The organism is Glaciihabitans sp. GrIS 2.15 (genome assembly GCF_035984695.1).
Taxonomy (GTDB): Bacteria; Actinomycetota; Actinomycetes; order Actinomycetales; family Microbacteriaceae; genus Lacisediminihabitans.
The window spans coordinates 157,977-176,660 of sequence record NZ_JAXCHU010000002.1 but is presented as its reverse complement, the minus strand read 5'-3'; the positions used below and the strand labels follow the sequence as shown (position 1 = coordinate 176,660).

General features: G+C 64.4%; 20 protein-coding genes and 1 pseudogene. 15 read left to right on the top strand and 6 right to left on the bottom strand.

Going from position 1 to position 18,684, the window contains the following annotated elements; all coding sequences use genetic code 11:
* Window positions 1-387 precede the first annotated feature (387 nt).
* Window positions 388-900, bottom strand: a complete 513-nt coding sequence (locus tag RCH11_RS03225) for a gamma carbonic anhydrase family protein (protein ID WP_327055552.1) — start codon at window positions 898-900, stop codon at window positions 388-390.
* 9 nt (window positions 901-909) lie between these two features.
* Window positions 910-2,901: a molybdopterin-dependent oxidoreductase gene (locus tag RCH11_RS03220; protein WP_327055551.1), complete on the bottom strand. Its 1,992-nt coding sequence runs from the start codon at window positions 2,899-2,901 to the stop codon at window positions 910-912.
* 151 nt (window positions 2,902-3,052) lie between these two features.
* Here RCH11_RS03220 and RCH11_RS03215 point away from each other — a divergent pair, with 151 nt between their 5' ends.
* A complete protein-coding gene (locus tag RCH11_RS03215; protein WP_327055550.1) occupies window positions 3,053-3,436 on the top strand; it encodes a DUF488 domain-containing protein in 384 nt (127 codons plus the stop codon).
* Between the two features lie 286 nt (window positions 3,437-3,722).
* Here RCH11_RS03215 and RCH11_RS03210 read toward each other — a convergent pair whose 3' ends face one another.
* A complete protein-coding gene (locus tag RCH11_RS03210; RefSeq protein ID WP_327055549.1) occupies window positions 3,723-4,715 on the bottom strand; it encodes an aldo/keto reductase in 993 nt (330 codons plus the stop codon).
* 150 nt (window positions 4,716-4,865) lie between these two features.
* Window positions 4,866-5,747, bottom strand: coding sequence for an LLM class flavin-dependent oxidoreductase (locus RCH11_RS03205; RefSeq protein WP_327055548.1), 882 nt, complete (start codon window positions 5,745-5,747; stop codon window positions 4,866-4,868).
* A 99-nt stretch (window positions 5,748-5,846) separates the two neighbouring features.
* Here RCH11_RS03205 and ffh point away from each other — a divergent pair, with 99 nt between their 5' ends.
* Window positions 5,847-7,445: a signal recognition particle protein gene (gene ffh / locus RCH11_RS03200; RefSeq protein WP_327055547.1), complete on the top strand. Its 1,599-nt coding sequence runs from the start codon at window positions 5,847-5,849 to the stop codon at window positions 7,443-7,445.
* Window positions 7,446-7,546: 101 nt separating this feature from the next.
* Here the strand turns inward: ffh and RCH11_RS03195 are convergent, their stop codons facing one another.
* Window positions 7,547-8,227 carry an SGNH/GDSL hydrolase family protein gene (locus RCH11_RS03195; RefSeq protein WP_327055546.1) on the bottom strand — a complete coding sequence of 227 codons (681 nt, stop codon included), beginning with the start codon at window positions 8,225-8,227 and terminating at the stop codon, window positions 7,547-7,549.
* Between the two features lie 62 nt (window positions 8,228-8,289).
* On the opposite strand from RCH11_RS03195, the gene RCH11_RS03190 reads away from it, so the two are divergent.
* The 8 genes and pseudogenes from RCH11_RS03190 (at window position 8,290) to RCH11_RS03155 (ending at window position 14,514) form a co-directional block, all read left to right on the top strand.
* Window positions 8,290-9,093 (top strand): LLM class F420-dependent oxidoreductase, encoded by an 804-nt coding sequence (locus RCH11_RS03190; protein WP_327055545.1) that lies wholly within the window; start codon window positions 8,290-8,292, stop codon window positions 9,091-9,093.
* 35 nt (window positions 9,094-9,128) lie between these two features.
* Window positions 9,129-10,490 (top strand): amidase, encoded by a 1,362-nt coding sequence (locus RCH11_RS03185; RefSeq protein WP_327055544.1) that lies wholly within the window; start codon window positions 9,129-9,131, stop codon window positions 10,488-10,490.
* Between the two features lie 107 nt (window positions 10,491-10,597).
* Entirely contained in the window at window positions 10,598-11,542 is a 945-nt protein-coding gene (locus RCH11_RS03180) for a DMT family transporter (protein ID WP_327055543.1), read from the top strand.
* A 153-nt stretch (window positions 11,543-11,695) separates the two neighbouring features.
* A pseudogene (gene rpsP / locus RCH11_RS03175) lies at window positions 11,696-12,100 on the top strand (30S ribosomal protein S16); the annotation flags it as partial.
* 153 nt (window positions 12,101-12,253) lie between these two features.
* Window positions 12,254-12,490, top strand: coding sequence for an RNA-binding protein (locus RCH11_RS03170; RefSeq protein WP_185201169.1), 237 nt, complete (start codon window positions 12,254-12,256; stop codon window positions 12,488-12,490).
* Entirely contained in the window at window positions 12,447-13,166 is a 720-nt protein-coding gene (rimM, locus tag RCH11_RS03165) for a ribosome maturation factor RimM (RefSeq protein WP_442788994.1), read from the top strand. Before RCH11_RS03170 ends, rimM begins: the two co-directional genes overlap by 44 nt.
* 11 nt (window positions 13,167-13,177) lie before the next feature.
* A complete protein-coding gene (trmD, locus tag RCH11_RS03160; RefSeq protein WP_327055541.1) occupies window positions 13,178-13,915 on the top strand; it encodes a tRNA (guanosine(37)-N1)-methyltransferase TrmD in 738 nt (245 codons plus the stop codon).
* Window positions 13,916-13,926: 11 nt separating this feature from the next.
* Window positions 13,927-14,514, top strand: coding sequence for a GNAT family N-acetyltransferase (locus RCH11_RS03155; protein WP_327055540.1), 588 nt, complete (start codon window positions 13,927-13,929; stop codon window positions 14,512-14,514).
* 422 nt (window positions 14,515-14,936) lie between these two features.
* Here the strand turns inward: RCH11_RS03155 and map are convergent, their stop codons facing one another.
* Complete coding sequence (map, locus tag RCH11_RS03150) at window positions 14,937-15,701, bottom strand: type I methionyl aminopeptidase (RefSeq protein WP_327055539.1); 765 nt, start codon at window positions 15,699-15,701, stop codon at window positions 14,937-14,939.
* An 88-nt stretch (window positions 15,702-15,789) separates the two neighbouring features.
* On the opposite strand from map, the gene RCH11_RS03145 reads away from it, so the two are divergent.
* From RCH11_RS03145 to RCH11_RS03125, 5 genes are all read left to right on the top strand, one after another.
* Window positions 15,790-16,371 (top strand): hypothetical protein, encoded by a 582-nt coding sequence (locus tag RCH11_RS03145; protein ID WP_327055538.1) that lies wholly within the window; start codon window positions 15,790-15,792, stop codon window positions 16,369-16,371.
* A gap of 123 nt (window positions 16,372-16,494) precedes the next feature.
* A complete protein-coding gene (rplS, locus tag RCH11_RS03140) occupies window positions 16,495-16,845 on the top strand; it encodes a 50S ribosomal protein L19 (protein ID WP_147783871.1) in 351 nt (116 codons plus the stop codon).
* A 69-nt stretch (window positions 16,846-16,914) separates the two neighbouring features.
* Entirely contained in the window at window positions 16,915-17,673 is a 759-nt protein-coding gene (lepB, locus tag RCH11_RS03135; protein ID WP_327055537.1) for a signal peptidase I, read from the top strand.
* The gene (locus tag RCH11_RS03130) at window positions 17,674-18,333 is read left to right on the top strand and encodes a ribonuclease HII (protein ID WP_442788993.1); all 660 of its coding nucleotides are present in this window, start codon (window positions 17,674-17,676) and stop codon (window positions 18,331-18,333) included.
* A gap of 17 nt (window positions 18,334-18,350) precedes the next feature.
* Window positions 18,351-18,674 (top strand): DUF2469 family protein, encoded by a 324-nt coding sequence (locus RCH11_RS03125; RefSeq protein ID WP_097061390.1) that lies wholly within the window; start codon window positions 18,351-18,353, stop codon window positions 18,672-18,674.
* The last annotated feature ends 10 nt before the right edge of the window (window positions 18,675-18,684 follow it).

Here is an 18,684-nt window from a genome sequence, read left to right as displayed (position 1 = left end):
CGACCTACGCCGCACTTTTGGGAACACGCCCCTGAACGATCCCGACGTGACGGGCAAGCCTGGCACTCGTAATACACGTCGACAGGCGTGGCCACGCCAATTCTCACCGCACCGCACCGCACCGAAGGATGAAATATCGAATTCCATCTGCTTCCGGTGTCTCAGGAGAGGCCCGGAGGCTGATATCACCACTCTCGAAGTCGCGGTAGGCACGGATCAACCGTCCGTCTCCGCGAGCTATCTCGGTGCCCTGTCAGTGCAAAAATTCGAATTCTCCGACGTGAACGAAGGAGGGAGATGTCTACACCAGAGCCAGCCGAGTCAACTTCCCCACCGACAACCTGCTCGGCGCAATCGTCACAACGGTGTGGGGCTGAGCTTGAAGTTTCAGAGAACGGCGTGCTGACGACTCAGCTCCACATAGTGAGCTGCGTTCGCTGTCACCTCGCCGACCTCGTCATCCGTGAGCTCGCGTCGCACCTTGGCGGGAACCCCGGCGACCAGTGAACGCGGCGGGATGATCGTGCCCTCGAGAACCACGGCGCCCGCAGCCACGAGAGAACCGGCGCCGATCACCGCTCCATTGAGCACGGTCGCGCTCATGCCGATGAGGCAGTCGTCTTCGATCGTGCAGCCGTGCAGTACGGCGGAATGGCCAACGCTGACGCGCTTACCGACGATGGTCGGCGTGCCGTAGTCGCAGTGCACCGCGACGTTGTCCTGTAGATTGCTGCCTGCCCCGATCGAGATCGAGTCCGTGTCGGCGCGAAGCACCGCTCCGTAAAACACGCTCGAGTCGGCCGCGAGCGTGACCTGTCCGATAAGTGTCGCGTTCGGGGCGACCCAGGCGGAGGCGTCGATTGTCGGCGTGTGACCGTCGAAAGGCAGGACGAGTGACATCTCTTCAGGCTATCGTGGCGCCGAGGTGCCGTCCTGCGTCCTGGACCGGCTACTCGAGCTATACCTTGCGCGGAACACGCTCCGACCATGGTCGTCGCATGGTGCTCGCTCCCCGGAGTATCGACTCGGGCAATGGAACAAACTCGTCGGCATCACGCGTCCGTCGAGGTCACCGGTCGATCCGTCTCGGAGAGTGTGCCCCGTTCGGCTCGACCGGGGATCAGATCGATTGCCGGTAGCCGAAGAACTCATGATCGTTGTTGTATCCGCCGAGCCCCCGCCGACGTCGGCGAAGTCCGCAACGAATTCGATTGCTTTGATCCACTTGACCATTTTGAATCCCAGCTCGATTTCGTTCCTGAGCCGTAGTGGGGCCCCGTGGCCAAAGGACAGTGGTGCGTCGTTCATGTCATAGGCAAGCATCGTCAGGTGGTGGTCCATCTGCTCGATCGGTTGCGCGTCGTAATACAGACCGCCCTCGGGGCCGAGAGCCAGGGAGTAGAAGATCACCCATTTCGCCTCCGGTGTCGGTTTCACGGTATCGACGATTTTCTGCATGGACACTCCGCCCCATTTGGCGACGCCGGACCAGCCTTGGATGCAGAAGTGCTGGGTGATCTGCTCGTGATGTGCCATCGCCCTCAGTTGGTCGATGCTCAGCTCGACGGGGTTTTCCACGAGCCCGTTGACGACGAGCTTGTAGTCGGCGAACGAACCGGCCTGAAGCTGCGTGTACTCGTCGGTGTCGGGATATTTTCCGTTGTGCCAGAAATACGGGGAGATGTCCTTTTCCGTGTATTCCCCGGGTTTTGAGTCGATGTGCTCGAACAAACGTTGAGCCGGCCCGATCAGGGCGAAGCCGACCCTCTGAACAACGCGGGGGTGCCGGTAAGTGAAGGGAGTGGCAGCGACCCAGCCGACGATGACGACGACCATCGAGACGGAAAAGATCCAGAACCCGGTCCATGATTCGGTGTTCTGTGCGGCGTACATGTGATTCAGGTTCCGCAGGGCACCCGTAGCGATCACGAGGGAGATGTGGATGACGATGAAGAACACGAACCAGCACAGGACCAGGAAATGCAGGGACCGGGCGACTTGGATACTGAAAACCGAACTGATCCGCCGGAACCGAGTCGACAGGGCCGGCGACATACCAAGACCCGAAAGCAGGGCCAAGGGGGCGGCGAGGAACACTGTGACGAAGTAGGCGATGAGTTGGAGGCTGTTGTAGTTGGTCCAGCCGCTCTCCGTCGGCCAGTCAAGAGACAGATACTGGATTGCCACCGAGAGGGCGTTCGGGATAACGTCCCAGTGCAGCGGGACCAGGCGCATCCACTGCCCGGTGGTGAACAACAGGATGAAGAACACGAGCCCGTTTGCCAACCACAGAGTGTCGATGCCGAGGTGCCACCACCGGGCGAGCCCGATGGAGTGTCTCCGGCCGGGGAGGCCGACCCCGTTCGGCAACGTGATCGAGTCGTCTTTGGCGGTGTAGAGAGGGTTGGTCGGCACCGGCTTCTGAACCCGGAACCAGTCTTTGCCCGGGGTGGAGTGCCTCGTCCAGTAGAGCCGAGGATGATCCGCGAGCACCGTGATACCCGACCGGATGATGAAGATCATGAAAAACAGGTTCAGGAAGTGCTGCCAGCCCAGCCAGGCGGGAAATCCGACCGGAGCATTGTCGGGCAGTTCGGACAGGCCCGGATAGGCGTGAATGAAGCCCTGCACCGCGGGAAGTCCCCGGATGCCTCGGGCAATGGCGACGCTGACCAGAAGCAGCAGTAACCCGATCGGGATCAGCCACAACAAGTTGAACCATCTCGTCTGACCGATCCGAACGCGCGGTGAGACCCCGTACTGGGCGGGGATCCCGCCAGCCCAATCCTCATCGACCACGGTGTAACGGCGCTGATCGAGTTCCGACCGGATGCTCGCCCGGGTTCCTCCCGCGCCAATATCGGCGGCGGGGAGCGATTGATCGTCGGACGGAGGTTTCATTCCCGGAGCCTACGGGCAGAGGTCGCCGAGACATACACTCGCGCCACAACCACGCGCCTCTCCGGACTCGCAGGCTGCGATCCGCGCGATGATTACGGAGGATCGATGATCATGGCAGAAAGCGTCTAGGTTGGAGCGCGAGGAGGAAGCGATGACTGCGCACACTGTTGGCGTTCGCCGGGTCTATGACGAGCCAGGGCCCACCGACGGTTCACGGGTGCTTGTCGACCGGATCTGGCCTCGGGGCCTCAGCAAAGAGAAGGCTCACCTCAACCAGTGGTGCAAGGCGGTCGCCCCCTCGACTGACCTTCGAAAGTGGTACGCCCATGTTCCCGAGCGATTCGTGGAATTCACGACCCGCTACGAGGAAGAACTCAAAGAACCGGAGCGCGCCGCGGCTCTGCAGAGCCTGCGAGAAATCCTGCGGGAAGGTCCCGTCACCTTGCTCACCGCAACGAAGAACCCCGAAATCAGCGAAGCCACCGTCCTGGCCAAGATTCTCACGGACGGATCGACGTCACAGCCGGAACAGTGACGAGGTCACCTGTCCGGTCGGACGAGGACTCATCCCCCCGCCGCGGTGGGCCCGACTTTCACCAGAGCCGTCAGCGACGTGATCTGCCCATCGTCCTCAACCGGGCGGCTCAGCAGTTCGACGTTCCCCACCATCGCGTGCATCGATAGGGGAGAGGAGAGAGGGGATAAGCCCCAACCCCCTCATCGAGCACAGGAAGTCTCGTGACTCCAAGATTCTGTGACCATCCGACCCTCGCTTCGCTGCGGACCTCTCGCGTTTCCGGAAACGTTCATGGCGAAGTTGTTCAGTCGAACAGCGCCGCCACCTGCTCGGCGAGCGCGTCGTCGAAGTCCATCGACGCGGCATCCGTCACCGCGTCCCACTGTTCGGTGTGACGCGGCGACACGATGGTGGCCGTGACCTGCGGATGACGACGCAGCCAGGCCAGAGCGAGGGCGGCGATTCCCACCTCACGTTCCCGCGCGAGACTCTCGAGGGCCGCGACCCGTGCGAGGTTCGGCAGCGTGAATGCTGCGGCGTACATCGCGGGCGCGAGCGCTAACCGGCTGCCCGCGGCAGGATCGGGAAGCTCCTCGGGATCGTCAGTGAGATACCGCCCGGAGAGGATGCCGCCGGCCAGCGGCGAGTACGCCACGAATCCGATGCCCTCTTCGGCGAGCAGCGGCAGCAGATCCCTCTCCACCGAGCGCGCGAGGAGGCTCAGCTCGGACTGCACCCAGGCCGGTCGCGGCAGCCCAGCGCTGTCCGCAGCGAGCAACCAGGCTTCGACCTCACGCACCGATCCGGTGGAGCACCCCCAGGCTCGGATCTGCTCGGTATCGATGGCGGCGGCGAACGCGGTGATCGTCTCTTCGAGCGGCGTGCGCTCGTCGAATCCGTGGGCGAGATACAGGTCGACCGAGCCGAGGCGCGATCGGCTGAGGGCGAGTTGCCGTTCGATGTGGTCAGCGGCGAGCGAAATCGTCTCCTGGCCGCGCTCGACCACATTTCCGACCTTCGTCGAGACCAGTACGTCGGCCCGTTCGCGCTCCTCGCGCCAGCGGCCGATCACGCGTTCGCTCTCGCCGCCCGCGAAAGAATTGGCGGTATCGAGCACCCGGATGCCGACCTCGTAGGCTTCGTCGAGCCGCTCAAGCGCCTCATCCGTCTTCATACCGAGGCCAATGCGGGATGGCGCGGATCCGATGCCTCCGATGGCTGCGCCACCGAAGAAGAATTCGGTGACCTCGATGCCAGAGGAGCCGAGCGGAGCCGTGCGAACGGGGGAGTCAGGCATTCCTGCAGCCTAGATGCTCGAACCGCCCCGCAGCTCTGCACTGAACCTCCGCTCCCACGAGTGACACTCGCGGGCAAACGTTCGGGCGCGAGTGTCACTCACGGGCGCGCGGCCCGAGTCATCGATCCCCGGTGATTCGCGCCGGGTGCCTCAGCGCAACCCCGGCAGCAAACCCGCCACCTCGTCGAGTACCGACTCAGGGCCCGCATAGATTCCTTGTGCGCGAGGCCAGTGGGCGATGACATCCGTGAACCCGAGTGCAGCGGCCCGCCCGACGATGTCGTCGAACGAGCTGGCGCTCTGCAATGCGAACTGCCCGCCAGAGTCGATCGACAGGTACCGATCTATGGACGCCGCATCCCGTCCCCGGCGCTCCGCCGCGTCATCCAGCCGCCCGGCGAGTGTCGCGACAGAGTGCCACCAGTCTTCCCCGGTGGCGCCGTCCCTTCCCGTGCTCACCCAGCCCTGGCCGAACCGCGCCACGAGATCGAGCCCCTTCGGTCCATTCGCCGCGATCACGAAGGGAACTCGCGGCAGTTGCGCTGGCACCCCGACCATGCGCGCCTCGTGGGTCGTGAACCAGTCGCCGGCGAAGGAGATCGGCCCATCGTGCTCGAAGCGCAGCAGCCCGTCGAGCTGTTCCACAAATTCGGCGAATCGGTCATGGCGTTCCCGTGCTGTCAGCTCGGGCTGGCCGAGCACGAACGAGTCGAAGCCGGTGCCACCCGAACCGATTCCGAGCAGGAATCGACCGCCGGCGATGTCGTCAACCGTCGCAACATCCTTGGCGAAGGTCACCGGATGCCGAAAGTTCGGCGACGACACGAAAGTACCGAGCCGGATGCGCGAAGTCACCGTCGCCGCGGCGGTGAGGGTCGGGATGGTGGCGCCCCACGGCTCGTCGGCCAGGGTGCGCCAGGACAGGTGATCGTAGGTCCAGGCGTGATCGAAGCCGAGTTCCTCCGCTCGGGCCCAGAGCCTCTTCGCCGTGGCCCAGGGCTGCTGAGGCAGGATCGTGATTCCGAATCGCATGGGGCGAGCCTAGGCCGGGGCGTCCGCCAGCGGGGCATCCGCCAGCGAAGCGTCCGCCAGACGCGATCCCTCGTGATCGCGGGTTAAACTATCTTCACAATGGCCACCTTCGGAAACCTCACTGACCGCCTCGCGGATACCTTCAAGAACCTGCGCGGCAAGGGCAAACTCAGTGCCGCGGATGTCGACGGCACCGTTCGCGAGATCCGTCGTGCCCTGCTCGACGCCGACGTCGCCCTCGAAGTTGTCAAGGATTTCACCGCACGGGTGCGCGAGCGGGCCCTTGGCGACGAGGTCTCGAAGGCGCTCAATCCTGCCCAGCAGGTGGTACAGATCGTCAACGACGAGCTCGTCTCAATCCTCGGGGGAGAGGCCCGTCGCATCCAGTTCGCCAAGACGGCGCCGACCGTCATCATGCTCGCTGGCCTCCAGGGTGCAGGCAAGACGACCCTCGCGGGCAAACTTGGCAAGTGGCTCGCCGGTCAAAATCACACTCCCCTTCTCGTCGCGGCCGACCTCCAGCGACCCAACGCGGTCACCCAGCTGAAGGTCGTCGCCGAGCAGGCCGGCGTTGCGATTTACGCGCCGGAACCCGGCAATGTCGGAGCGGAGGATGCCGCGCCGAAGTCATTCTTCGGAGGCGCAGCCAACCCGGTAAAGGTCGCACGGGACGGGGTGAAGTTCGCGCGGGACAAGCAGTACGACGTTGTCATCGTCGACACGGCCGGCCGCCTCGGCGTCGATGCCGACCTGATGAAGCAGGCCTCCGACATCCGCAGGGCGATCGATCCGGATGAGGTCTTCTTCGTCATCGACGCAATGATCGGCCAGGATGCCGTCGCGACGGCCAAAGCCTTCCAGGAGGGTGTCGACTTCACGGCTGTTGTTCTCACCAAGCTCGACGGCGATGCGCGTGGTGGGGCGGCGCTCTCCGTGGCATCCGTCACTGGACGCCCGATCATCTTCGCCTCCACCGGCGAGTCACTTGATGACTTCGAGCCCTTCTATCCGGACCGCATGGCCAGCCGCATTCTCGACCTCGGTGACATCCTCACCCTGATCGAGACGGCGCAGAAGACCTTCGATGAGGAGGAATCGCGCAAGGTCGCCGAAAAGTTCATGACCGACAGCTTCACCCTTGAGGACTTTCTCAGCCAGATGCAGCAGCTCAAGAACATGGGCTCGATCAAGAATCTGCTCGGGATGCTTCCTGGTGCGAAGGGCATGCGCCAGCAGCTGGAGAACTTCGACGAGTCGGAGATTACGCGTACCGAGGCCATCATCCAGTCGATGACCATTGGCGAGCGCCGTCAGCCGAAGGTTCTGAACGGATCGCGCCGGGTGCGCATCGCCCGCGGATCCGGAACGACCGTCACCGAGGTGAACGCGCTCGTCAACCGCTTCGAACAGGCCGCGAAGATGATGAAGACCGTGGCGAAGGGTGGCATGCCACAGGTGCCGGGCATGGGGCCGATCCCCGGGGCCAAGTTCGGCGCGCCGAAGAGGGTGCAGCCGAAGAAGGGCTCGAAGTCGGGAAACCCGGCCAAGCGGGCCGCGGAAAACGCGGCCTTGGCTTCGGGAGCGAAACCGTCTACGGGAATTGCGGGATCAGGGTTCGGACTCGGTGGCGGTGCCAGCAAGGCCGGACCGTCCGAGGAAGAGCTCACGAGCCTGCAGAAGTTGCTCGGCCGCGGCTGAAGCCGGCGCGTCGAGGTCCGCTCCGGGGGCATACACGCCGTCTTAGGGTCGGCACCTGCGGAGGGTGCGTATTGATCACAAACGGCTGGAGGACGTCGGCGTCAGATCGACAGCTTCGCGCTGCGAATCGCCCCGGTGATCACCTCGTCGAGCTTCTGTTGCCCACGCACGGTCGGGTGCACGCGGTCTGATTGCAGCCACGACCGGTGGCCGGCCAGGGGCTGGCCAATGTCGAGGTAGAGACCCTTCACCGCCATGATTGCCGTGCGCACTTGCTCGTTGATGTCGTTCATCTGATCGGGCGCCACGCTGTCGTTCCACACGGTGCTGATGCCGACGATCGTCGCCGCGGGCAGCTCGGCGTGCAGGCTGGAGACCACCGAGTTGGTCTCCGTGCGCAAGTGGTCGTTGTCGATGCCAAGGTCGTTGCTGCTGCCCGAAATGATGATGAGGGTCGGATGCAGCGCCACGGCCTCGTTCACGAGACCGGAGAAGTCGGCGCCGCAGTCGTTGTCGTCGCCCGCGGTCGCGAAGCCAGCGCCGTCGCAGGCGAGGTTGGTGAGATCCCAGCCCGTGGACCGGGCGAGCGTCGCGGGCCAGGCCTGCTCTGCCGAGAGACCGTGTCCCTTCATGATCGAGTCACCGATTGCCACGACCACCGGACGATTTGCCGACGAGGAGGGTTTCCTGTCGGGTGCGAGCAAGGCGGGAGAGCATCCTGCGAGCGCCAGCATTGCGCCAGCGAGCACGATCGCACAGGCACGTGTTCGCAAAGAAGTCATGGAGTCCGAGTCAACCCTGGCACCCTATGAGGATGCCGAGTGGAGCACCATAGGCTTGTCCCATGACTGATGTATCGACCCGTCCCGTCCGACTCGGCGTGCAGATCGCGCCCCAGCATTCGCGCTACGAGAAGATTCTCGATACCGCTACCGAACTAGAGGAGCTCGGCGCCGATATCCTCTTCAACTGGGACCACTTCTACCCGCTTTCCGGCGAACCCGACGGTCTGCACTTCGAGTCGTGGACCATGCTCGCGGCGCTCGCCGAGCAGACCTCGCGCGTGGAGCTCGGCGCACTCGTCAACTGCAACAGTTACCGCAACGCCAACCTTCAGGCCGACATGGCCCGCACCATCGACCACATCAGCGCGAAGGGCACGGGTATCGGCCGATTCATCTTCGGCACAGGCTCCGGATGGTTCGAGCGCGACTACGACGAGTATGGCTACGAATTCGGCACCGTCGGCCAGCGACTGGATGCTCTCGCGGCCAATCTCCCGATCATCGAGGATCGCTGGGGCAAGCTCAACCCGCCGCCCACCCGGCATATCCCGGTTTTGATCGGGGGCGGTGGCGAGAAGAAGACCCTGCGAATCGTCGCGAGGCACGCGGATATCTGGCACTCATTCAGCGACCCAGAGACCCTCCAGCGCAAGCTCGGAATTCTCAGAGAGCACGGCGAGGCCGTGGGGCGGGATGTCACGGAGATCGAGATCTCGACCGAGCTGCGTGGGCGTACTCCAGAGCAGGCGGATGAACTGCACGATCTCGGAACGACCCTCTTCACGATCGGCATTACCGGTCCGGACTACGATCTCGCGCCGGTGCGCGACTGGCTCAGCTGGCGGGATGGCAAGAACGCCTGACACGGTTTGCGGTGAGGGGACCATAGGCTGAGCCCATGACTCTCCCCACCGCTGTGGAGAGTGCCGCGGCAGTCCGCTCCGGCGCTCTCACCGCCGTCGATGCCACCCGCGCCGCGCTCGCTCGAATCGAGAGGGGTACCGGTTTAGGTGCTTTTCAAGTGGTACGCGCCGAGAAGGCCCTCGCCGAGGCGGCGGAGGTGGATGCTCGCATCGATCGTCCGCTACTTCCGCTGGCTGGCGTGCCGATCGTCATCAAGGACAACATCCCGGTCGCGGGGGAACCGATGCGCGACGGGTCGGCCGCCACAGATTCGGCAGCACAGTCGGCTGATCATGAAATCGTCGCCCGACTTCGGGCCGCCGGAGCAGTCGTCGTCGGCATCACTCGAGTGCCAGAGCTCTGCGTCTTCGGCACCACCGATTCGGTCTACGGCACCACCCGCAATCCATGGAACGTGAAACGCACCTCCGGCGGCTCATCCGGTGGTTCTGCCGCCGCCGTCGCATCCGGCCAGGTACCATTCGCGCACGGAAATGATGGCATGGGGTCGGTTCGAATTCCCGCCGCTAACTGCGGCTTGTTCGGCATCAAGCCAGGCAGCGGACTCGTCCCCCAGGGGATCGGCGTCGATGCCTGGCTCGGCATGAGCGAGAACGGAGCCCTCGCCACGACGGTGGCGGATGCCGCGCTCCTGCTCTCGGTCATGGCGGGTCGTCCGGAGCTTGCGTTCCCGGTGATACCGTCGCGTCCCCTGCGCATCGCTATCGCGGCGGGGGAGCCCTCCGCGCTCGTCTCTCTCGACCCGGAGTGGCGCCGGGGTCTCGTCGAGACGGCTGCCGCGCTGCGCGCCGCTGGGCACAGTGTCAACGACGTGAAGTTTCCCTACGACCCGAACCCGCTTCCCCTGCTCGCTCGTTGGTTTGCGGGTACCGCCACCGATGCCGAGGGCCTCGATCCCGCGAAGCTCGAGCGGCGCGTGCGAGTGCATGCCCGACTCGGCCGGCTCGCACGCCGGACTGGCCTGCTGAAGGCGGCACCGGTCGATCGCCTGCGGGCCACGGTGCACAACTTTTTTGCGGATTACGACCTGCTGCTCACGCCGACGCTCGCGCAACCCGGTCCGCTCGCCGAGAACTGGCACGAGCGCGGCTGGTGGGCCAACATCGTTTCGAACATCCGCTATGCCCCGTATCCGTCCACCTGGAATCTCCTCGGCTGGCCGGCGGCGAGCATCCCCGCCGGCTGGCACGCCACGGCACAGGTGCCGCTCGCGGTGCAGATCGTCGCCGAGCCGCAGCCTGACGGCGCCGGTGAGGCGCTGATCCTCTCGCTCGCGACGCAGCTGGAACAGCTCTGTCCCTGGCCGCGGATCGCGCCCGGTTTCTCTGAGAGCTGACGCTAGCCTGATGCTGGGCTGACGCGTTTCGGCCAAACCTGCCCGAATTGCGGACATCATCTCGCAGGCTGCACCGCTGCAACGGTGGCTGTGGATAGCCTGAGTGGATGACCCGCATTCCCCTCCCCAGCGCTGATCCAGTCGCTCATTCCACCGTCGCCCCCAAGCTCAGCCCCTCGGTACTGATCGCGATCATCGTGACGCTGCTCGCCTGGTCGAGCGCATTCATAGTGATTCGCGGTGTCGCCCCGCATTTCACTGGGGGTTCTTTGGCGCTCGCGCGGCTGGTCGTCGGTACGGTGGTGTTGTCGCTTCTCCTGGTCGGTCACCGCTGGGTACGCCCGACCGGTCGGGAATGGCTGCTGATCGTGGTGTTTGGGATCGCGTGGTTTGCGGCCTACAACGTCTCACTCAATATCGCGGAGCACACCCTGGATGCCGGGACGACGGCGATGATCGTGAACATCGGCCCGCTGCTCATTGCGCTCGGTGCCGGTGTCTTCCTCGGAGACGGCATCCCGCGGTGGCTGCTCATCGGCGCCGGTGTCGCGTTCCTCGGCGTCGTGCTCATCGGTATCTCAAGCGGAATTACCGGAGTGGGCGATGGAACCGGAGTCCTCTGGTCCCTGGTTGCTGCCGTCACCTACTCGATCGGCGTCCTCTGTCAGAAACCGGTGCTGCGTCGACTGCCCAATCGCCAGGTCACCTTCCTGGGGTGCGCCATCGGCGCGATCGCTTGCACCCCGTTCGCCGGATCGCTGGTCCATGACCTGTCGCGGGCGCCGGTTTCGAGTGTCTTCGGCGCGATCTACCTCGGTGTCGTGCCCACAGCGATCGCGTTCAGCACCTGGGCCTACGCCCTGTCGAAGATGTCAGCCGGATCGCTAGCCGTCACCACCTACATCGTTCCGGCACTGGTCGTGCTCGAGGCATTTCTCTTCTTCCGGGAGGTGCCCGCGCCCCTCGCGGTCGTCGGCGGAATCGTGTGCCTGGTTGGTGTCGCCCTGTCGCGCAAGCGTGCTCGGGTGCCCTTCACAGCGGTTGGTTCCTGAAACCGGCAAAAACCTGCAAGAATGACAAGTCGAGCGTTATGCCGTTCGACCCTCTAATCCAACGGCATCGTCTCCCATCAGAGCTTTTCTGCCGAGTGTGCACCCCACGCTCACGGCAAGCAGTTCGCCCTCATAAATCATCTCTGGAGAATTGTGGCTGTAAAAATTCGTTTGAAGCGCATGGGAAAGATCCGCGCTCCCTACTACCGTATCGTCGTCGCCGACTCACACACCAAGCGTGATGGTCGTGTGATCGAGGAGATCGGCAAGTACCACCCCACCGAAGAGCCGTCGTTCATCGAGGTCGATTCGGCCCGCGCGCAGTACTGGCTCGGAGTCGGCGCGCAGCCGACCGAGCAGGTCGCCGCCATCCTCAAACTCACGGGCGACTGGGGGATCTTCCAGGGCGACAAGAACGCCGTCAGCACTGTCAGGACCAAAGAGTCCAAAGTGGACTTCGTCGCGGATGAGAAGAAGAAGCCTGTGCTCAAGCCAAAGTCCGCGGCACCCGCGCCAAAGGTCGAGGCGCCGGCCAAGGCATCCGTCGACACGCCTGTCGAGGCGCCGGAAGCTGACATTGCCCCGGCGGTCGAAGGTCTGAACGACGCCGACGCCGCCAAGGTCGAGGCCGTCTCCGACGCCGCCGAGGTCAAGGCCGATGACGCGACCGAGGCTGACGCCGAGGCTGCCAGCGCCGATAAGGCGTAGGTAATGCTCGCAGCCGCCCTCGAACATCTCGTCAAGGGAATCGTCGATAATCCCGACGAGGTTCAGGTCGTAGCAAAGAATTCACCACGTGGTGAGGTTCTCGAGGTGCGCGTGCACCCCGAGGACCTCGGCCGTGTGATCGGTCGCGCAGGTCGCACCGCGAAGGCGCTCCGCACCCTCGTTTCGGCCATTGCCGATGGTCGTAAGGTGCGCGTCGACGTGGTGGATACCGATTTCTAACAACCCAGAACCCAGCACACCCCCGGCACCGGTCCTGAATGGGACTGACCAGTTGCGGGTCGGTCGCCTCACTAAGGCCCATGGCCTCAAGGGAGCGATCAAAGTCGAGCTCTACACGGATGCCCCGGAACGTCGTTTCGTTCCGGGCGCCGTGTTCACCCTCCAGGTACCGACCTCTTCGGCGTGGCACGGAAAGACCCTCGAGCTCATCGAGCTCAAGTGGTACAACCTGCAGCCTGTCGCGTTCTTCAAGGACGTCTCCGACCGGTCCGCCGCGGAGGGCCTGATCAAGGCCATTCTCTGGATCGACCACGACCTCGCCGCCCCGTCGGACGAGGAGGATGCCTGGTACGACCATCAGCTCGTCGGACTCGCGGTCGTGCGTGACGGCATCCGCGTCGGAATCGTCAGCCAGGTGGATCACCTTCCCTCGCAGGATCTCATCCACGTGACGACCGATGCCGGTGAAGTTTTGGTGCCGTTCGTGAAGGCCATCGTGCCGACCGTTGACATCCAATCGGGAACGATCACGGTTACACCCCCGGATGGCCTCTTTGAAGAGCTGCCGGACGACGACGGAGAGACGAAGCCGGATGCGGCGTCCGCTGTTGGCGAGTCCGAAGTCGAGCCCGAAGTCGAGCCCGAAGTCGAGCCCGGCCCGACGTCGACCGACTAGAGAACTCAACGATGCGCATCGACATCGTCACGATATTTCCGGAGTTTTTCTCCGTGTTCGATGTTTCCCTTCTCGGCAGAGCGCGGCAGTCCGGGCTGATCGAGCTCGGCATCCACGACCTGCGTGACTTCACCTTCGACCGGCATCGCACGGTCGATGACACGCCCTACGGCGGCGGGGCCGGAATGGTGATGAAGCCGGAGCCCTGGGGCGAAGCGCTCGACAGCATCCTCTACGCGGGTGAGGCGCAGGGAGCGGATGCCCCGGTCGTGATCTTCCCCTCACCTGCCGGGGAGCTCTTCACCCAAAGACTTGCCAACGAACTCGCGACCGAGCCCCGGCTGGTCTTCGGCTGCGGACGGTACGAGGGCATCGACCAGCGCGTCGTCGACTACGCCGCAACCCGCGCCCGCGTGCGTCTGGTGAGCCTCGGCGACTACGTGCTCAACGGGGGAGAGGTCGCCACGATGGCGATGATCGAGGCAATCGGGCGACTCATCCCCGGTGTCGTCGGTAACCCGGAGAGTCTTGTCGAGGAATCCCATTCCGATGGACTGCTCGAATACCCCAGTTACACGAAGCCGGGAGAGTGGCGCGGATTCGAGGTGCCTCCCGTGCTGTTGAGCGGCAATCACGGTGCGATCGCTACATGGCGGCACGAGCAGCAGCTCGAGCGCACCCGGCGCGTGCGGCCCGACCTGTTGCCGCCGGAGAATGCGGTGCCCAAAGACGTCGCTCCGCGCGCGTGACGGACGAGCCCGTGAGCGAAGGCCTCGGAGCCGTCGCATGGCCGGTTCGTACCGAGCGCCTCGAGATCCGCCCGGCGACAGAGGCAGACGGTCCGGCAACCTGGCGCTATCGCCGACAAGAGTCCGTCGCCCTCTGGATCACCAGCGCTCAACCCGACAGCGAGCACTATCTCGCCGATTTCACCGAGCCCGCGCGACTGGCCAAGACCCTGGTGATCGAGTTCAATGGACACGTGATCGGCGACCTGATGCTGGCCATCGAGGATGCGTGGGCCCAGACTGAAGTTACGGATCGGGCGCGCGCGGTGCAGGCCGAGCTCGGCTGGAGCCTCGACCCCGCCTACGCGGGCAGGGGATACGCCACCGAAGCCGTCGCCGAGTTGATCCGAATCTGCTTCGAGGAGCTTCACCTGCGCCGGGTGCTTGCCCAGTGTTTCGCCGACAACCTGCCGTCCTGGCGCCTGATGGAGCGCGTGGGCATGCGCCGCGAGTCCCACGACGTGCGCGGGTCGCTGCACCGTTCCGGCGAATGGCTCGACGGGCTTGCGTACGCCCTGCTCGCCGACGAGTGGCGCAGCGCACGACCCGGCGCCCTGTAGGGCGTCTGCCCGCTGCATCCGCTTCGGGGAACCTCGCCGTTCTCCGGCGACGCCGGACATCGGTCCGCACCCGTGTCGCCCTGCCGGTAGCAAATGCAGGACCGGGTGTTACGGATGAGGCGGGTGAGCCTTTCCCGCCACTCCTGTCACGCCCAGTCCTGCATTTGCTACCGGGAGCGGATGACGGGCAACCGTCACGCCGGGCGGGGGACTGGGGCGGGGGACTGGAGCGGGGGAGACTGTCACGCCGGGCGGGGGACTGGTGCTGGGGATGCCGTCGCGCCGGGCGGGGGACTGGTGCTGGGGATGCCGTCGCGCCGACGAGTGACACGCGCGCCCGAACGTTCGGGCGCGAGTGTCACTCATGGGCGCAGAGCGCGTCGATCGCTGTCGAGCGATGCGCGACCCAGCAGCAGTGAGGTTCAGCGGGCCGTCAACACCACCGGGCCGGCATCCGTGATCGCGATCGTGTGCTCGCTGTGGGCGGCCCGTGAGCCGTCCAGGCTACGCAGGGTCCAGCCATCCGGGTCGGTAAAAATGCGGTCCGTACCCTCCATGAGCCACGGCTCGATGGCGAAGACCAGACCTGCGCGCAGTGGCAGTCCGCGGCCAGGGCGACCGTCGTTCGGGATGTGCGGATCCCCGTGCATCGTCCGGCCGACGCCGTGCCCGCCGAAGTCGACGTTGACCGAGTAGCCCGCCGCCCGGCTGAGCTCGCCGATCGCGGCCGAGATGTCGCCGATGCGGGCCCCCACAGTGGCGGCCGCGATGCCCGCCGCGAGCGCGCGTTCCGTCGTCTCGATAAGAGTGACATCCTCCGGCCGCGGTGTGCCCACGATCACCGTCACGGCAGAATCGGCCACCCAGCCGTTGACGGATGCCGCGAAGTCGAGGCTGAGCACGTCACCGTTCTTCAGCGCATAGTCGTGGGGGAGCCCGTGCAGAGCCGCATCGTTCACCGAGGTGCAGAGCACCTTGCCGAATGGCATGGCACCGAACGAGGGGTGGTAATCCACGTAGCAACTCGTGGCCCCAACCCGGCGGATGAGCTTCGCCGCCAGCGAGTCGAGCGCGAGCAGGTTGACCCCCACTTGCGAGGCCGCGACCAGTTCGGTAAGGGTGTTTGCCACGAAAGTGCCAGCGGCGCGCATCTCGTCGATTTCTGCCGGCGTCCTGAGCTCGATCATCCGTGTCTCCTCACTGCGACCTGCCCGCGAACTACCCGCGATACCGCGTGGGCGGTTGGTCTTCTCTGTCGAGCGTAAACTTTTGTCCATGTGGTATCGCCGGGTTTTGTTCAACACCCAGTTCGCCGCAACCATCGTGCTGCCGCTGTGGCTGCTGATCGGGCGGGTATTCTTCGGCGTCATCCTCGGCTGGCACTACGCCATCGGGCTGTTCCTCGCCCCGGTACTCTTCATTTTCCTCGCTGTGGTGACGACCATCACGTGGGCACGCAGAAGCGCGCGTCACTCTGGCGCCGTATCGAAGACGGATGCCGTGCTCCTGTCCGGCTGGTATTTCGCCGTGCTCTGCTACGGCTTCTTCGTCGTCGACTCGGTGCACAGTACCGAACCGGGCACCTCCATCGCGACCCACGTCTTCGGGCAGGGCTTTCGAGATGCCTCTTTCACGATCGCAGACATTGCGGGCGGAGTCATCATCATCATCGCGTTCACCACTCTCTGGGTCGTGCTGATCGAGTACCTCGTCGAGACGCGGCAGGAGGCGGTGACCCGCCTCACCGGACTCGACTATGAGGAGCTGCGTCTCCGCAGTGAATCAGGGGGCCCTGATGCAAGCGAGGGTGCCGCCAGGCGCGCGAGTGGCTTAGTTCCGGGCGATGTGGCAGAATAGCGATTTGTGCCTACCGCACGGCTCTGCCACAGGGGAGTCGTCATTGCTATCGGCACCATTTCTCATCTGATGTGACACCCTAATTCGCGGTCGACCTGTGGCGGTTGCAGAGAGCGAACCACCATGCATATTCTTGACGCCGTCGACGCGGCCTCCCTCCGATCGGACATCCCGGACTTCCGCGCCGGCGATAACGTGAAGGTCCACGTGAACATCGTGGAAGGTACCCGGTCCCGCATCCAGGTCTTCCAAGGCGTCGTTATCGGTCGCTCCGGCGAAGGTGTGCGCGAAACATTCTGCGTTCGCAAGGTCAGTTTCCAGGTGGGCGTCGAGCGCACATTTCCGGTGCACTCTCCGGTGATCGACCACATCGAGGTCGTCACCCGCGGTGACGTGCGTCGCGCCAAGCTGTACTACCTGCGCAATCTCCGCGGCAAGAAGGCGAAGATCAAAGAAAAGCGTGACGCGCACTAGACGCGCCGTTTCACCGAAGTTTTGACTGAGCTCCCCACCACCTAAAATGATGGGGAGCTCAGGGGTTTAATGACAGATATCGATCCAGCCACGTCGACGCACGACGTGGCTGAAACGCGGAGTAGTAAGACACGTGGGGTGAAACTCTTCATCCGCGACATCGTGTTGATCGTGGTCGCGGCGATTATCATCTCTGTCGGGATTAAGGCGTTTCTCATCCGATCCTTTTACATCCCCTCCGGGTCGATGGAAAACACGCTTCAGATCGACGACCGCATCATTGTCAACGAACTGGTGCCTCGGATGGTTCCGCTGCAGCATGGAGATGTCGTTGTCTTCAAAGACCCAGGGGGGTGGCTGTTGGCCCAGCCGGCGGTTCAGCAAAATGGGTTCGTCGCGGGCGTGGACTGGGTGCTCTCCGTGGTGGGGCTCAGCGCTCCCGACAGTAACGATCACCTCGTCAAGCGCGTGATCGGATTGCCGGGCGACACAGTGGCCTGCTGCAACGCCTTCGGACAGATGACGGTGAACGGCATCCCCCTGGTAGAGCCGTACCTCAAGCTCCAGAACGGCGAGACAAAGGTCGCGGCCAACGATTTCTCGGTGACAGTGCCGAAGAACTCGCTCTGGGTGATGGGTGACAATCGCTACAACTCGCGGGATTCCCGAGCGAATGCCAACACCCCGACCAAGGGCTTCGTGCCGATGGATGACGTCGTGGGCCGCGCCTTCCTGATCAGCTGGCCGTCGAGCCACTGGACCTGGCTCGATGACTACCCCAACGTCTTCAGTGGCGTCTCGGCGGCTAACCCGGGCATGTCGAAATAAGTGGTTATCGCCACTCCCACTCTCGACTGTGAGACGCAGCTCCACGATGGCGGCGCCCGATTCGTCATCGGCTGCGACGAGGTCGGGCGCGGCGCAATCGCCGGACCGGTGGCCGTCGGCCTCTGTGTGGTGGATGTCTCGGTCGGTGCGATGCCGGAAGGCCTGCGCGACTCAAAGCTGCTGAGCGAGAAGCGGCGGGAGGCGCTGGCGCCGCTGGCGGCATCCTGGGCGCTGTTCAGCGCAGTGGGACTCGCCACGGCGAAAGAAGTCGACGAGGTCGGCATCATCGCAGCCCTCGGACTGGCGGGAAGGCGGGCGCTTGTGTCGCTGCACGAGGCAGGGGCGCGCGTGCGCGAATCGGTGATACTGCTCGACGGGAGTCACGACTGGCTCAGCCCTGCGCTGCAGAACCCCGTGCCGCTGACGACCCGCGTGAAGGCCGACCGGGACTGCGCATCAGTCGCTGCTGCATCCGTTGTCGCGAAGGTGCACCGTGACCGGCTCATGATCGACGCCCACGACAGCACCCCGGGCTACGGCTGGTCCTCGAACAAGGGCTACGGGAGCGCCGACCATTTCGCGGCGATCGCCGTACTCGGTGCCACACACTTCCACCGCCGCACCTGGTTGCATGCGGGCGAATCCGCTCTCCGTGGCTGAACTAGAATTACCCCAGCATGGACGAAGACGAATTCGAAGACTACGACCGCGAGGTCGAACTGGCGCTGTACCGCGAATACCGGGATGTCGTATCCCAGTTCCGGTACGTTGTTGAGACCGAGCGTCGTTTCTACCTCGCCAACGAGGTCGAGCTCGTGCGCCAAGATACCGAGCACGACTTCTATTTCGAGCTCACGATGAACGACGTCTGGGTGTGGGATGTGTACCGCTCTGACCGGTTCGTGAAGTCGGTGCGCGTGCTGACGTTCAAAGACGTCAACGTGGAAGAGCTCTCGGCCAAGGAGCTCGAGCTGCCCAAGGAACTCGCGCTCGACGAGTAGCAGCCCCACG

Bases quoted from the DNA above. Each gene is read 5' to 3' on its own strand.
- RCH11_RS03180 (WP_327055543.1), top strand. From the start codon at position 10,598: ATGACCCGCATTCCCCTCCCCAGCGCTGATCCAGTCGCTCATTCCACC.
- RCH11_RS03210 (WP_327055549.1), bottom strand. From the start codon at position 4,715: ATGCCTGACTCCCCCGTTCGCACGGCTCCGCTCGGCTCCTCTGGCATC.
- RCH11_RS03225 (WP_327055552.1), bottom strand. From the start codon at position 900: ATGTCACTCGTCCTGCCTTTCGACGGTCACACGCCGACAATCGACGCC.
- RCH11_RS03125 (WP_097061390.1), top strand. From the start codon at position 18,351: ATGGACGAAGACGAATTCGAAGACTACGACCGCGAGGTCGAACTGGCG.
- rplS (WP_147783871.1), top strand. From the start codon at position 16,495: ATGCATATTCTTGACGCCGTCGACGCGGCCTCCCTCCGATCGGACATC.
- ffh (WP_327055547.1), top strand. From the start codon at position 5,847: ATGGCCACCTTCGGAAACCTCACTGACCGCCTCGCGGATACCTTCAAG.
- RCH11_RS03145 (WP_327055538.1), top strand. From the start codon at position 15,790: ATGTGGTATCGCCGGGTTTTGTTCAACACCCAGTTCGCCGCAACCATC.
- RCH11_RS03190 (WP_327055545.1), top strand. From the start codon at position 8,290: ATGACTGATGTATCGACCCGTCCCGTCCGACTCGGCGTGCAGATCGCG.
- RCH11_RS03220 (WP_327055551.1), bottom strand. From the start codon at position 2,901: ATGAAACCTCCGTCCGACGATCAATCGCTCCCCGCCGCCGATATTGGC.
- RCH11_RS03195 (WP_327055546.1), bottom strand. From the start codon at position 8,227: ATGACTTCTTTGCGAACACGTGCCTGTGCGATCGTGCTCGCTGGCGCA.
- rimM (WP_442788994.1), top strand. From the start codon at position 12,447: ATGGTCGTAAGGTGCGCGTCGACGTGGTGGATACCGATTTCTAACAAC.
- RCH11_RS03170 (WP_185201169.1), top strand. From the start codon at position 12,254: ATGCTCGCAGCCGCCCTCGAACATCTCGTCAAGGGAATCGTCGATAAT.
- map (WP_327055539.1), bottom strand. From the start codon at position 15,701: ATGATCGAGCTCAGGACGCCGGCAGAAATCGACGAGATGCGCGCCGCT.
- RCH11_RS03215 (WP_327055550.1), top strand. From the start codon at position 3,053: ATGACTGCGCACACTGTTGGCGTTCGCCGGGTCTATGACGAGCCAGGG.
- RCH11_RS03205 (WP_327055548.1), bottom strand. From the start codon at position 5,747: ATGCGATTCGGAATCACGATCCTGCCTCAGCAGCCCTGGGCCACGGCG.
- trmD (WP_327055541.1), top strand. From the start codon at position 13,178: ATGCGCATCGACATCGTCACGATATTTCCGGAGTTTTTCTCCGTGTTC.
- RCH11_RS03185 (WP_327055544.1), top strand. From the start codon at position 9,129: ATGACTCTCCCCACCGCTGTGGAGAGTGCCGCGGCAGTCCGCTCCGGC.
- lepB (WP_327055537.1), top strand. From the start codon at position 16,915: ATGACAGATATCGATCCAGCCACGTCGACGCACGACGTGGCTGAAACG.